Source organism: Streptomyces sp. NPDC002324, assembly GCF_053593335.1.
In genome coordinates, this window is the sequence record NZ_JBSFCF010000002.1 from 117,645 (window position 1) to 130,611 (window position 12,967).

The 12,967-nt window shown below is 71.5% G+C and carries 16 protein-coding genes and 1 riboswitch; of the genes, 5 read left to right on the forward strand and 11 right to left on the reverse strand.

The features are described from left to right. Positions 1 to 53 precede the first annotated feature (53 nt). From bioD to bioB, 3 genes are read right to left on the reverse strand one after another with little or no spacing between them, the layout of a single operon-like run. Entirely contained in the window at positions 54 to 773 is a 720-nt protein-coding gene (gene bioD, locus ACWCRJ_RS03565; protein ID WP_450937709.1) for a dethiobiotin synthase, read from the reverse strand. Positions 774 to 794: 21 nt separating this feature from the next. Further along, complete coding sequence (locus ACWCRJ_RS03570) at positions 795 to 2,084, reverse strand: adenosylmethionine--8-amino-7-oxononanoate transaminase (RefSeq protein ID WP_450937710.1); 1,290 nt, start codon at positions 2,082 to 2,084, stop codon at positions 795 to 797. Then, a complete protein-coding gene (gene bioB, locus ACWCRJ_RS03575; protein WP_450937711.1) occupies positions 2,077 to 3,309 on the reverse strand; it encodes a biotin synthase BioB in 1,233 nt (410 codons plus the stop codon). The genes ACWCRJ_RS03570 and bioB overlap by 8 nt, the downstream gene beginning before the upstream one ends. A 200-nt stretch (positions 3,310 to 3,509) precedes the next feature. Between bioB and ACWCRJ_RS03580 the strand changes: the two genes are divergently transcribed. Continuing rightward, positions 3,510 to 4,640, forward strand: coding sequence for an 8-amino-7-oxononanoate synthase (locus tag ACWCRJ_RS03580; protein WP_450937712.1), 1,131 nt, complete (start codon positions 3,510 to 3,512; stop codon positions 4,638 to 4,640). 57 nt (positions 4,641 to 4,697) lie between these two features. On the opposite strand, the gene ACWCRJ_RS03585 is transcribed toward ACWCRJ_RS03580, so the two are convergent. After that, positions 4,698 to 4,922 (reverse strand): DUF397 domain-containing protein, encoded by a 225-nt coding sequence (locus ACWCRJ_RS03585; protein ID WP_450937713.1) that lies wholly within the window; start codon positions 4,920 to 4,922, stop codon positions 4,698 to 4,700. Between the two features lie 9 nt (positions 4,923 to 4,931). After that, complete coding sequence (locus tag ACWCRJ_RS03590; protein WP_046917584.1) at positions 4,932 to 5,792, reverse strand: helix-turn-helix domain-containing protein; 861 nt, start codon at positions 5,790 to 5,792, stop codon at positions 4,932 to 4,934. 268 nt (positions 5,793 to 6,060) lie between these two features. Between ACWCRJ_RS03590 and ACWCRJ_RS03595 the strand changes: the two genes are divergently transcribed. Beyond that, the gene (locus tag ACWCRJ_RS03595) at positions 6,061 to 6,519 is read left to right on the forward strand and encodes an ATP-binding protein (protein ID WP_450937714.1); all 459 of its coding nucleotides are present in this window, start codon (positions 6,061 to 6,063) and stop codon (positions 6,517 to 6,519) included. Here ACWCRJ_RS03595 and ACWCRJ_RS03600 read toward each other — a convergent pair. The 5 genes from ACWCRJ_RS03600 to ACWCRJ_RS03620 form a co-directional block, all read right to left on the reverse strand. Next, the gene (locus ACWCRJ_RS03600) at positions 6,491 to 7,078 is read right to left on the reverse strand and encodes a DUF6328 family protein (RefSeq protein WP_450937715.1); all 588 of its coding nucleotides are present in this window, start codon (positions 7,076 to 7,078) and stop codon (positions 6,491 to 6,493) included. The two genes, ACWCRJ_RS03595 and ACWCRJ_RS03600, sit on opposite strands and share 29 nt — an antisense overlap. Positions 7,079 to 7,154: 76 nt before the next feature. After that, positions 7,155 to 7,628 carry a C40 family peptidase gene (locus ACWCRJ_RS03605; protein WP_020114526.1) on the reverse strand — a complete coding sequence of 158 codons (474 nt, stop codon included), beginning with the start codon at positions 7,626 to 7,628 and terminating at the stop codon, positions 7,155 to 7,157. A 3-nt stretch (positions 7,629 to 7,631) separates the two neighbouring features. Beyond that, positions 7,632 to 7,802: riboswitch (cyclic di-AMP (ydaO/yuaA leader) on the reverse strand. Positions 7,803 to 8,195: 393 nt separating this feature from the next. Next, positions 8,196 to 8,513: a hypothetical protein gene (locus ACWCRJ_RS03610; RefSeq protein WP_450937716.1), complete on the reverse strand. Its 318-nt coding sequence runs from the start codon at positions 8,511 to 8,513 to the stop codon at positions 8,196 to 8,198. Between the two features lie 7 nt (positions 8,514 to 8,520). After that, on the reverse strand, positions 8,521 to 9,207 hold the full coding sequence (locus tag ACWCRJ_RS03615) for an ATP-dependent Clp protease proteolytic subunit (RefSeq protein ID WP_450937717.1): 687 nt from the start codon (positions 9,205 to 9,207) through the stop codon (positions 8,521 to 8,523). 227 nt (positions 9,208 to 9,434) lie between these two features. Beyond that, positions 9,435 to 9,686 carry a hypothetical protein gene (locus tag ACWCRJ_RS03620; protein WP_450937718.1) on the reverse strand — a complete coding sequence of 84 codons (252 nt, stop codon included), beginning with the start codon at positions 9,684 to 9,686 and terminating at the stop codon, positions 9,435 to 9,437. 261 nt (positions 9,687 to 9,947) lie between these two features. Between ACWCRJ_RS03620 and ACWCRJ_RS03625 the strand changes: the two genes are divergently transcribed. Beyond that, positions 9,948 to 10,226, forward strand: a complete 279-nt coding sequence (locus ACWCRJ_RS03625) for a type II toxin-antitoxin system Phd/YefM family antitoxin (protein WP_450937719.1) — start codon at positions 9,948 to 9,950, stop codon at positions 10,224 to 10,226. A gap of 334 nt (positions 10,227 to 10,560) precedes the next feature. Here ACWCRJ_RS03625 and ACWCRJ_RS03630 read toward each other — a convergent pair whose 3' ends face one another. Further along, the gene (locus ACWCRJ_RS03630) at positions 10,561 to 11,658 is read right to left on the reverse strand and encodes an ABC transporter permease (protein WP_450937720.1); all 1,098 of its coding nucleotides are present in this window, start codon (positions 11,656 to 11,658) and stop codon (positions 10,561 to 10,563) included. Positions 11,659 to 11,769: 111 nt separating this feature from the next. On the opposite strand from ACWCRJ_RS03630, the gene ACWCRJ_RS03635 reads away from it, so the two are divergent. Together ACWCRJ_RS03635 and ACWCRJ_RS03640 are read left to right on the forward strand one after the other, a co-directional pair. Then, positions 11,770 to 12,435 carry a TetR/AcrR family transcriptional regulator gene (locus ACWCRJ_RS03635; protein WP_450937721.1) on the forward strand — a complete coding sequence of 222 codons (666 nt, stop codon included), beginning with the start codon at positions 11,770 to 11,772 and terminating at the stop codon, positions 12,433 to 12,435. Between the two features lie 223 nt (positions 12,436 to 12,658). Beyond that, a complete protein-coding gene (locus ACWCRJ_RS03640; RefSeq protein ID WP_450938137.1) occupies positions 12,659 to 12,961 on the forward strand; it encodes an urease subunit gamma in 303 nt (100 codons plus the stop codon). Positions 12,962 to 12,967: the final 6 nt, after the last annotated feature.

Sequence of the window (12,967 nt, forward strand, 5' to 3'; positions counted from 1 at the left end):
GGGACCCGCGTGATCAGCCACGACGAACCCGCGGCCGACCCGTCACAGGTCCCCTACGGCGCGGCTTGGGAGGCTTGGAAGGAACCGGCGTCCCACACCCCACCGAGCGCCGGCGCCAGCCAGCCCCCGGCCCTCGCCCGGAAATCGCCGGGAGCCAGCGCCCCCGCCCCCGCGGGAACCGCACCCAGCAACGGCACCCCCGCCACCACCGGCAGGTCCGCCAGGTTGCAACAGGACGCCAGATCGGGCGCCGAGGGCCAGCTGCCGATGACGACACCCGCCAGCTCCACTTCCCGCACGGCGAGTTCGCGGGCCGTCAGCTCGGTCGTGTTGAGCGTGCCGAGACCCGCCGAGGCGACCAGCAGCACCGGCGCGCCGAGCAGCCGGGCCGAGTCCGCCAGGGTGCCGCCCGCCTCGTCGAAGCGCACGAGGAGGCCGCCCGCGCCCTCGACCAGCACCAGGTCGTGGTCGACCGCCAGCTTCGCCGCCGCCTCGGCGACATCCTCGGGGTGCACCGGAGGAAGACCGGCACGCCGGGCGGCGGTCGCCGGCGCCAACGGCTCGGGATAGCGGGCGAGTTCGCGGACGGCCACGGCGCCCGCGAGCCGGGCCACCTCGTCCGCGTCCCCGCGCTCGTCCGGCCGTACGCCGGTCTGCGCGGGCTTGAGGACGGCCACGGACCGGCCGGACGCCACGGCCACCGCCGCGACGGCAGCCGTGGTGACGGTCTTGCCGACCTCCGTACCCGTCCCCGTGATCACCAGGACCGTCATGTCATCACTCCCGTCATCCCGTCATCCCGCCGTCGCCGCCGCGCGCACCGCGCGCGCGATCCGCGTCACGTCCTCGTCGCCCGTGACGTAGGGCGGCATCGTGTAGACGAGGTCGCGGAACGGCCGCAGCCACACCCCCTCGCCCACCGCCGCCGCCGTGGCGGCCGCCATGTCCACCGGGTGGTCGAGCTGGACGACCCCGATCGCGCCGAGGACACGGACGTCCTTCACCCCGGGTACCTCGCGCACCGGCGCCAGCCCGTCCAGCAGCCCCGTCTCGATCCGCTTGACCTCCGTGAGCCAGTCCTGGCCGAGCAGCAGCTCGATCGAGGCACAGGCGACGGCCGCCGCCAGCGGGTTGCCCATGAAGGTAGGGCCGTGGGCCAGCACCGGCACCTCGCCCCGCGAGATCCCGTCGGCCACCCCGGCGGTGCACAGGGCTGCCGCCAGGGTCAGATAACCGCCGGTCAGCGCCTTGCCGACGCACATCACGTCCGGTGTCACCGCCGCGTGGTCCGCCGCGAACAGCGCACCCGTACGGCCGAAGCCGGTCGCGATCTCGTCGAACACCAGCAGTACGTCGTGCGCGTCGCACGCCTCGCGCAGCACTCGCAGATACGCGGGGGAGTGGAAGCGCATCCCGCCCGCCCCCTGCACCACGGGCTCCACGATCACGGCGGCCAGTTCGCCGGCGTGCCGCTCGACCGCCGCGCGCAGCGACTGCGCGTACGCCTCCTCGTACTCGGCCGGCGGCGGGTCCACGAACACCTGGTGGGGCAGGACGCCCTGCCACAGTTCGTGCATCCCGCCCTCGGGGTCGCACACGGACATCGGCTGCCAGGTGTCCCCGTGGTAGCCGCCGCGCCAGGTCAGCAGGCGCCGCTTGCCGGGGCGGCCGAGCGAGCGCCAGTACTGCAGGCACATCTTGACCGCGACCTCGACGGAGACCGACCCCGAGTCGGCCAGGAACACATGCTCCAGACCGTCGGGCGACATGTCGACAAGGTGCTTCGCCAGTCGCACGGCCGGCTCATGGGTGAGCCCGCCGAACATGACGTGACTCATCCGGCCCAGCTGCTCGCGCGCCGCCTCGTTGAGCACCGGGTGGTTGTAGCCGTGGATGGCCGACCACCAGGACGACATGCCGTCGACCAGCTCGCCCGAGCCGTCCGCCAGCTTCAGCCGGACCCCGCTCGCCGACTCCACGACGAGCGGTTCCTGCCGGCCCGGCATGGGCCCGTACGGGTGCCACACATGCCGCCGGTCGAGGTCCAGCAGCTCGGGCACGCCCAGGCCGGACGGCTCAGGCATTGGGCGCGAGGTCGGTTCCGGCTCCCCGGCGGCGCACCGCGACCAGGTCCGTACGCGCCTCGGCCGCCGGGGCCCCGTCGGCGACGGACCCGCAGGCACCGCCCTGCGCGTGCGACCCGCAGCCCGCGCCGGCGCTCTCGTGCGACCCGCACCCGCCCCCTTCGTGCGACCCGCACCCGGCGCTCTCCCCGGACCCGCAGGGCCCGCCGGCGGTGACGGCCGCCCGGTGCTCCGGCAGCGTGACCTGGTCGGTGCCCTCCACCTCGAAGCCGGCGTCCGCGATCATCTCCAGGTCGGCCTTGCCGGCCTGGCCCTCGCTGGTGAGGTAGTCGCCCAGGAAGATCGAGTTGGCCAGGTGCAGGGCGAGCGGCTGCATCGTGCGCAGGTGGACCTCGCGCCCGCCCGCGATCCGCACCTCGCTGTCCGGGCAGACGAACCGCACCATCGCCAGGATCCGCAGACAGCGCTGCGGGGTGAGGTTCCACTCCTTGGCGAGCGGGGTGCCCTCGAACGGGATCAGGAAGTTCACCGGAACCGAGTCCGGGTCCAGCTCACGGAGCGAGAAGACGACGTCGACCAGGTCCTCGTCGCTCTCGCCCATACCCGCGATCAGGCCCGAACAGGCCGACAGCCCCGCCGCGTGCGCCTTTCGCACGGTGTCCACCCGGTCGGCGTACGTGTGCGTCGTCGTGATCTCGCCGTACGTCGCCTCGGACGTGTTCAGGTTGTGGTTGTAGGCGTCCGCGCCGGCCTCGCGCAGGCGTTCGGCCTGGCCGTCGGAGAGCAGACCCAGACAGGCGCACACCTCGACGCCCTCGTTCTGGTCCTTGATCGTCTTGATGGTGTCGGAGACCCGGTCCACGTCCCGGTCGGTCGGGCCGCGCCCGGACGCCACCAGACAGACCCGCTTCGCGCCACCGGCGAGCCCGGCCGCCGCGGCCTTGGAGGCCTCGTCGGGCTTGAGCCAGCTGTACTTGAGGATGCCGGCCGTGGAGCCGAGCCGCTGGGAGCAGTAGGAGCAGTCCTCGGGACAGAGACCGGACTTGAGGTTGACCAGATAGTTCAGTTTCACCCGGCGCCCGAACCAGTGCCGGCGCACCTTCCCGGCCGCGGCCACCACGTCCAACAGCTCGTCGTCGGAGGTGCCCAGAACGGCGAGCGCCTCGGCACGGCTCGGCGGCTCGCGCCGGAGCCCCTTGTCCACCAGCGTGTTCAGCAGGTCCATGAGAGCCGATCCTGTCCTACGGGACCGCTCTCGGCCAAGGAGAGTTCGGACAACAGAGTGGGATCGACGTGTGGGTATTGCCACATCGTGGGCGCCCGGCCCTGCCACTAGTGTCTGTGCACTGCCTACAAAAGCCCCCGCCGTGCCCGTCCCTGACGGCCACGGTGCCGCGGGTCGCCCACACCACCCCCGGAGGACCCATGGCGTTCGGCTGGATCGACGAGCAGGCGTCGGCACGCCGCCGGGCCGGGCTCGTACGCACCCTGCGCCCCCGTCCGGCCGACTCACCCCTGCTCGACCTCGCGAGCAACGACTACCTCGGCCTCGCCCGGCACCCCGAGGTCACCGAGGGCGCCGCCGGGGCCGCGCGCCGCTGGGGCGGCGGCGCGACCGGCTCCCGGCTGGTCACCGGCACCACCGAACTCCACGGCGAACTGGAACGGGAACTGGCCGACTTCTGCGGCTTCGAGGCCGCGCTCGTCTTCTCCTCCGGCTACGCCGCCAACCTCGCCGCCGTCACCGCGCTCGCCCCGCACGGCTCCCTGATCGTCTCGGACGCGGGCAACCACGCCTCCCTCATCGACGGCTGCCGGCTCGCCCGCGGCACCACCCAGGTCGTCGCCCACGCCGATCCCGACGCCGTCCGCAAGGCGCTCGGCACGGCCGCCCGGGGCACCGCCGTCGCCGTCTCCGACACGGTCTTCTCCGTGGACGGCGACGCCGCCCCGCTGGCCTCCCTCGCCGCCGCCTGCCGGGAGTACGGCGCCGGACTCGTCGTGGACGACGCCCACGGCCTCGGTGTCCTGGGCGACGGCGGCCGGGGCGCGCCGCACGCGGCGGGGCTCGCGGGCGCCCCCGACGTCGTCGTGACGGTCACGCTGTCGAAGTCGCTCGGCAGCCAGGGCGGTGCCGTCCTCGGCCCGGCGCCCGTCATCGACCACCTGGTCAACGCGGCCCGTACGTTCATCTTCGACACGGGTCTCGCCCCGGCCGCGACCGGCGCGGCGCTCGCCGCGCTCCGGCTGCTGCGCCGGGAGCCCGAGCGGGCCGCGCGGGCCCGTGAGGTGGCCAGGGAGCTGCACGCACGGCTGACGGCGTCGGGCCATGAAGCGGTGCGGCCCGACGCCGCCGTGGTGTCCGTACGCGCGCCGTCGCCGGATCAGGCGCTGCGGTGGGCGGCGGACTGCCGGGCGGCGGGTCTCGCCGTCGGCTGTTTCCGCCCGCCGTCCGTGCCCGACGGCGTCTCGCGGCTGCGGCTGACCGCCCGTGCGGATCTCACGCAGGGGCAGATCGACCGAGCCGTGGGGATCATCGGCGATACGCGACCGTGAGTCGGCGTCCCGGCCGAGCCTCGCCGCAAGCGGAAGGACGAACGCTGTCGGTGGGGGTCACCGCAGCGTGGTGATGAATCCCTCCCAGGCGTCGGGGTCGAACAACAGGGCGGGCCCCGCCGTGTTCTTCGAGTCGCGTACGGCCACCAGCCCGGCCCAGCGGCCGGATCCCGGACGGGCCGTCTCCACACAGTTGTTTATCCCGGTACTGCGGCTGCTGCGCAGCCATCGCACATCGGGCAGTTCGGTACTGGTGGGTACGTTCCGAGGCAGTGCGGACATGGTGCCTCCTTACGCGCCGGCGGCTAGCCCGGCGATGTAATCCAACGAGTCCTCGGGCGAAAGGGCGTGGATCTGAAGGGCGTTGAAGGCCTCGACATACGCCTTGAGGTCTTCTTTCCGTTCGAGATAGAGGCTACTCGTCAAGTGGTCGAGAACAACCACGTCCAGATCGGATGTGCTCCGAAATGAGAAAATTACGAAAGGTCCCGTGACGCCGATATGCGCCCCGGCAGTGAACGGGAGCACCTGCAGTCGCACTTGGGGAAGCCGCGCCGCCTCGACCAGACGGACCAGCTGCCGGGACATGATCTCGGGACCGCCCACCACACGCCGGAGAACGCCCTCGTCGAGCACGGCGCTCAGCTCCATCGGCGGGTTCCCGCGCAGCACCTCCTGCCGCGCGAGCCGCACTTCCACGAGCGCGTCGAGTTTGTCGTCATCCAGCCCCTCCACCGCGGCCCGTGTCACCGCCCGCGCGTACTCGGGGATCTGCAGCAGACCCGGAACGACCGAGGTCTCCAGCGTCCGCATGCCCCCGGCCTGCGACTCCAGGCTGATGAAGTCCCGGTACGTCGGCGGCAGTACGCCCCGGTACGCGTGCCACCAGTTGTGCCGCCCACCGCCGTCCTCGGAGCCCGCGAGCGCCAGGAGCAGCTCCCGTAACTCGGTGTCGTCGATCCCGTACGCGTCCAGGAGCTTGCGGACGTCCGCGGGCTTCACCCCGCTGGCGCCCGTCTCGATCCGGCTCACCTTGGACTGGTGCCAGCCGACGCGATGGGCCGCCTCGATGCTCGTGAGCGCCGAACGGGTGCGCAGGACACGCAACTCGGCACCTAGCTTGCGGCGGCGCACCGCCGGACCGTACTGCATGGGATTCTCCTTCCGCCCGGCGCTCTCGATCGCGGTGACGACACCGGATGTCGGGGTGACGACAGAGGATGGACGAAGACCCCACCCAAATACGTTCGGTCGTCGGATAGTTCACCGCTTCGAGCGACAGATATATGCACATCTTGGTGGATCGCCACGCGTGACGGCCCAGGTAGTGGCAGTCTGGCGCGAAGCACCAGTCCGGGACCGTAGTCGAACCATCCGCTCCCTGTCGGACACCGGTCCCGTGGGAAAGGGACGCCTCGCCATGGCAGATCACCTGGAAGCATCCGTCACTCTGCCGAGCGATCCCGCCTCGGTGTCCGCAGCCCGGAACTACGTCGCCACCGTGCTCGCCGAATGGGGCCTGCCGGGCGACACGGGCATCGCGGACACCGTGCGCCTGATCGTGTCCGAACTCGCCACCAACGCCGTCCAGCACACACTGGGCCAGTCGCCCACCTTCACCGTGGACATCGCGCTCGACCGGGACGAGCACTTGCGGATCGGCGTCACCGACAGTCATCCGCGCTTTCCCAAACGCCTGCCGGCCGCCGTCCAGCAGGACAACGGCCGGGGCATGGTCATCATCCGCTGGCTGACCGCGGAGTGCGGCGGCAGGCTGAGCGTCAGACCCACGCGGGAGGGCGGCAAGACGGTGGCGATCGAACTTCCGTGGACGCTCCCCGTCCAGCCGGTCACCGCAGGTGGTCCGCCGGAGACCTGACGGGGCTGTCGTCCTCGACCGGTGGCGTCGGGGGCGGCAGGGGCGTCGGCGGCGGGAGTGGCGACGGCGGCGTGGTGTCGCGGCCCGAGGCGCGTCCCACCAGTTTCGGGAGCAGGCCCCACAGGAGCAGGCACGCCAGGAGCGTGCCGGACCCGGCGGCGACACCGGCCGTCCGGCTGAGCGTCACGTCCACGACGAGCGTGACGGAGCCGGTGAAGGCCGGCATCAGCACGATCAGGCCCGCGGTGGCCAACCGGGACGAGACCTGGACGATGGCGGGCTTGGCGTTCTGCTGGAAGAGCGAGCGGTGCAGGGCGGCCGGCGCGGTGAAGAGCGTCGCCGCGAGGACGGCCAGCAACAGGGTGGTCACGTAGGTGACACGCTGGAAGGTGTCCAGGTCCGGAAAGCGCGGGGTGAAGGCCAGCGTCAGCAGGAACGCGAAGAGGATCTGCACCCCGGTCTGGGTGACCCGCAGCTCCTGGAGCAGCTCGGAGAAATTGCGATCGGCGCGTTCGAGGGGTGTCTCGTTACGTGCCGGGCGGGTGGGTTCCTCGGCCATGGCGGCACGGGTAACCACATGTGTACGACATACGCCAGCGGGGGCGGCGGACAGTTCCGCCGCCCCCAGCGGTGGGTCAGCGGACCCGGCCGTACCAGACGCTCTTCGTCCAGATCTTCTGCAGCCGGACGACGTCACCCGTCTTCGGCGAGTGCCAGATCTTTCCCTTCCCCGCGTAGATACCGACGTGGTAGACGTTCGAGCCCGAGTGGAAGAAGACGAGATCTCCGAGCTTGCGGCTGCTCACGGAGATGTGCTTCGTCTTGTTGTACTGCTGCTGGGCAGTACGGGGCAGCTTCTTGCCCGCCTTCTTGAACGAGTAGAGCGTCAGCCCCGAGCAGTCGAACCTGCCCGGACCCACGGCGCCGTACTTGTAAGGGGAGCCCTTCTTGGAAGCCGCGACCTTGAGTGCCTTCGACGCCACCGTGGCGGCCTCGGCGCCGGATGCGACGCCCGGGACCACGATGCTGCCGCCGACGGCGGCGATGGTCAGAGCCGAGGCCGTACCGGCCCGGGTCAACAGCGACGGGACACGATTCAGCGCAGTCATGCGCAACCCTTCGTCAGCCGCCTGTGAAGGATGACCTGTCGGATTCGGGCTGGCGAAGTTGCCCGGCCGCTGACGCGGCTTCACCCCAAGGGCTGCTCGGCGCGGTCATGGCGTGACCGTTCCGGCGACCCGTCGTGCTTGGGTCCTCCACTCCTGCCGATGCACTTCTGTCGACCGGTAACCGGGCGGCGGCAGGACTCGGCGTCCACCCGGATCGCCCCGCCGCTGCGGCGGGGGCTTGTCGTCGAGAAGGGATCTTGGCGTACTCAAGTGCGAAAATCCCAACGGAACCGGGGATTTGTGGTCTTACTCACCACTCGCCCGTTCGGGTGGACAGGGCGTTTTCCCTCGTTGTGTCCCAGTGGTCGAGGAGGTCCGCACCAGCGCCGGAATGCAGTACTCCGCCCATGTACCAGGCATCTTGCGCAACTTCACAGGTCCTCACGACGTATGGGCCGATGGGTCGATCGCGGTAGGCCGACCGGAGGGCGTCGCGCCGGGACCGGACGCCCCGTCAGTAGTACGGCGCCCGATGCGCGATCGGTTCAGGCGGGTGACGCGAACGGCTCAGGCGGGGGAGTCCTCCGCCTCCGGCGGCAGCGCCACCCGGCCGGCGCGCCGCTCGCCGTCCAGGATGCGCAGGGCCCGCGCGAGCGTCGGGGCGTGCACCTCGTTCTCCCCGCGTCTGTGCATCAGTTCGAGCGCGTCGCGCAGGGCGGTCGCCTTCGCTACGAGCGCCTGCGCCGCGCGCAGCCCGCGGTACGTGTCGCCCGGACGGGCCGGATTGATCCGGCCGAGGAGGTCCACCACGTCCAGATAACGGTCGATCAGTTCCGCCTCGGCGCGGGTGAGCGCGGGCAGGGGCGGCAGTTCGGGCGGGAGCATCCGCGCCTCACCTCGCGCCGGGGAGCGGGAGTGAGGGGGGCGTGGACGAGGGTGGTGGGGGTGAGGGGGGTGTAGGTGGGGTCTTGCGGCTCCGGATCACCCGGTCGGCCAGGCCGTACGCCACCGCCGCCTCGGCGTCGAGGAACTTGTCCCGCTCGATGTCGGCGCTGATCCGCTCCGGGCTCTGCCCCGTGTGCCGGACGAGCATCTCCTCGAGGTTCCGGCGGTTGCGCGTCAACTCCTCGGCCTGGAGCGCCAGATCGCTCGCCTGCCCCTCGATCGGGTCGGCCAGGGCCGGCTGGTGGATCAGCACGCGCGCCCCCGGCAGCATCGAACGCTTGCCCGGTGTGCCCGCCGCCAGCAGCACCGCGGCGGCCGACCCCGCCTGCCCCAGGCAGACCGTCGCCACGTCACAGGTGACGAACCGGATCGTGTCGTAGAGCGCCGTCATCGCGCTGAAGGAGCCGCCGGGCGAATTGATGTACAGCGCGATGTCCCGGTCCGGCGCCTGGTACTCCAGGTGCATGAACTGCGCCATCACGTCGTTCGCCGACGTGTCGTCGATCCGCGTCCCGAGGAACACGATCCGTTCCTCCAGCAGCTTCGAGTACGGATCCATCGTCCGGTGACCCGTGCTGGTGCGTTCGGTGAACTCGGGCAGCACATGACGGGCCGACGGTGGGTTCTCGGGCATGGGGTGTGCCTCCTCTGATCGACTTCCGTAAAAAATGTACAGGACGTACGGACTCTGGAGGAGGGAGATCGGCTGAAAGCGAACGGATCCCCGCGGAACGGGGCTCCGCGGGGATCTTCGGTGGGGCGTTGGTGGAGACCTTGGTGGGGACTTCTGGTTCGGGAATCTCCGGCGGGATGTCTGGTGGGATGTCTAATTGAATGTCTGGTGGGATCGGATCCGGGCGATCAGTTGAGCGGCGCGGGGGCCGGGGTCCCGTAGAAGGTGACCGGCGGCCAGCCGCGGGCGGCGGCGAGTTCGTTCAGGGCGTCCGCGACTTCGAGCGCGCTGATCCGCTGGGCGGCCGGGGCCTCCGTCGTGGCGACGCTGAAGGTGACCGTCAGTTCCGTCATCTCGGTGCCGGGCATACGAACCGTGCCGCTGAACCTGGCGCCCTCGGGGAAGTCGGCCGCCCCTCCCGCCCCGGTCTCGGTGCTCATGCCCTCCGAGGTCTCCGTGCTCACCGCCGTCGCCGCCTGAGCGGTGCCGTTCGACGTGAGTACCGCCCCTGCCGCCGCCGATCCCGAGTATCCGAGCAGCGACCGCCTGGAAAAGCCGGACATTGTTCCCCCTGTGTTCGGTTGTCATGGACGCCTCCTGCGGGAGGCCGAGCCCGATCGTACGAACGGGGGGATCGCCGTGGGCCAGAATGGGATCTTCCGCTCAGGGCGGTGCGCGGCGCCCGGTCTAAGCTGGACTCCATGGCCTACGAGATTCCGGTGACGCAAGCCAGGGCTGAGCTCGCCGAACTGATCAACCGCGTGGTCTACGGCGGCGAGCGCGTCGTCGTGACGCGACACGGCAAGCCCCTCGTCGCCCTGGTCTCCGCCGCCGACCTGGAGCAGCTCGAAGCCCTCCAGGAACCCGCGGACGAGCCGGTGATCAGCGCCGTCTCCCGAGTCCGCGAGGTCACCCCGGCGGCGAGGGACCAGCAGAGGTTCGGCATCGCGGCGGAGCATCGGGGGACGGGGGCTTCCTGACGGGCGCGTGGGGCGGGCTAGTGCGCGCGGCGGTTCCGTTCAGCCGTGCTGACTGCTCGGTGCCTCTGCCGCCCGTGGCGGGGCTTGTCGGGCTGGAGGCCCGCGCAGTGAGCAGCTGATCGCCGGTCCGCCTGACGGTTCCCCGGTTCGCGTCGGCGGGCGCTGGTTCCGGCGCCTATCTGTGTTGTCGTGGCTGGCCGTCAGCCGTCAGCCGTCAGCCGTCAGCTTCCGTGAGGGTTGCGCGCCCCGGCAGCCCGAAGGCCGTGCGACCCCGTCCGCTACAGCGGGGGCGCACGGCCGGTTTTGGGTGGTGGGTGGGGTCGGCCTCGGGTGGTCAGTCTGCCGGGGCCAGGGTCGGGGCCGGCTCGGCGGTGGTCCGCTCGGTGGGCTTCGGGCGGCGCTTGAGGAGGTGGCCCAGGAGGACCGCCGCCAGGCCGAAGGCCGCCCACGCGGTCAGGACGAGGGCCGGGGTGAGGGCGGCGGCGCCGTCGAAGAAGGACACCGAGCGCAGCAGTGACGCACCCGCACCCGGCGGGAGGAGCCGGCCGAGGTCGCCCGCCGGCTCGGGGAGCAGCTGGGGTGCGGTGGAGGCGCCCGCGAAGGGGTTGCCGATGAAGACGATCAGCAGGGCGCCCAGACCCATGCCGGGTTTGCCGAGCAGGGAGGCGAAGCCGGCGACGGTGCCGCCGACGGCCAGGGTCGTCAGGCTCAGCACGCCGGCCTCGGCCCACCAGTGCCCGCCGAGCACGCCCAACCAGCTGTCCGTGATCGCGGTGGCGGCGAGTCCGACCAGCACGGCGGCCCCGACCAGCGCACCGGCCGCTCGCCCCCGACGCAGTCCGAGCAGGGTGACCAGGGCGCCGGAGGCGGTACCGGCCAGGGCCAGCGGCAGCACGCTCGCACCGAAGGCCGAGCCCCGCGGGTCGTTCGGCGAGGTGGCCACCACATCGGTGGTCGCGACCTGGACCCCCTCCGCGGCGGCCTGCTCGGTCACGGCCTGCTGCAGCAGCTGGGCCACCATCGGGCTCGCGGCCGAGGCGGTGAGCAGCTTGGGTCCGGCCTGGGTGACGACCACCGCGCCGTATACGGTCCGGTCCTCGATCGCGTCCCGCGCGGCCGCCTCGTCGGCGTAGCGGTGGATCTCGAAGGCGCCCTCGCGATGCTCCAGTTGCCGCTCGACCTGGGCGACGGCGGTGGCCGGTCCCGCCACGCCGAGCGGCAGGTCGCGGGGCGCGGTCCGGGCGTTGGGCCAGGCGAAGGCCCAGAGTGCGAGCGTCGCGATGATCGGGATCAGGATGATGACGGCGACCGCGCGGCGGTTCGGGGGCACCGAGTGGGCCGGGGCCGGTGTGCCGACGGCGGTGGCGGGGGTGGTGCCGGCGCCTGTGTCGGTGGCCTGGGCCGCGGTGGGTGCTGCGGACTGGGCGGACATGATTCTCCTTGGTGAGCCGCTAAAAAGAAGGAGCGTTCGTTTTTCTTGACTTCACCATCCTCCCGGCGTCGTGCCTTGTCAAGAAGGAACGTTCGTTTTACGTTTGGCGGCATGCCCCGCGTATCCCAGGAACGTCTCGACGCCCGCCGCCGCCAGATCCTCGACGCCGCTGCCCGCTGCTTCGCCCGCAACGGGTTCCACGCCACGTCGATGCAGGACGTGCTCAAGGAGGCCGACCTCTCCGCCGGGGCGGTCTACCGGTACTTCAGCGGCAAGGAGGAGTTGATCGCCGCGATCGTCGGCACTGTGCTCGACGAGATCCGCACCGCGTTCGAGGAGGCCGTGCTGCAGAGCCCGCCCCCGCCGCCGGACGTCCTGATCGGCGCGGTGCTGCGCCGGATGCTGCGCGGCCGGCCGTCACTGGGCGAGACGGGGGAGTCCCTGTACCCGAGGCTGATGGTCCAGGTGTGGGCCGAGACGCTGCGCAATCCAGAACTGCACGCCATCCTCGCCGAGGGGTTCGCCCAGGTCCGCAAGCCATGGATCAAGGTCGTCGAGGGGTACCAGGACGCCGGGATGATGCGGGCCGACATCCCCGCCCTCAGCGTCGCGCGCACGATGGTCGCGCTCGCCCAGGGATTCGCGGCCCAGTACGCGCTGTTCGGCGACGTGCCGATCCAGGTGCTGGAACTGGGTGTGAAGGCCTTGATGAGCATGGAGGACAAGGAGGCCAAGGAGGGCAAGGAGGACATGGAGGACAAGGACGGCCGCGGTTGAGCGGGAGGGTGTGCGTGGGAGCCGACGGGACGTGTGCGAGGGGCGGCGGGACGGCGGGCGGGACGGCCGCCGCACGGCGGGGCGACGCGTGCGCCGATCACGGCCCGGTTAACGTCGCCGAAACGCCGCCCAATTAGCCTGCGGCCACGCCACCAGCGAATTTGCCCGGTGGTGAGGCAACCGGACCCCGCACGGTCCGGAGCGAGGATGTGAGGTGGACGCCGTGCAACTGACCCCGCACGAGCAGGAGAGGCTGCTGATCCATGTGGCGGCCGACGTCGCGGAGAAGCGCCGGGCCCGCGGGCTGAAGCTGAACCACCCCGAGGCCGTGGCGCTCATCACCGCGCACCTCCTCGAAGGCGCTCGGGACGGCCGCACCGTGGCCGAACTCATGGCGTCCGGGCGGCAGTTGCTCACCCGCGACGACGTCATGGAGGGCATCGCCGAGATGATCCACGACGTCCAGGTCGAGGCCACCTTCCAGGACGGCACCAAGCTCGTCACCGTCCACGACCCGATCGTCTGAGGGGCC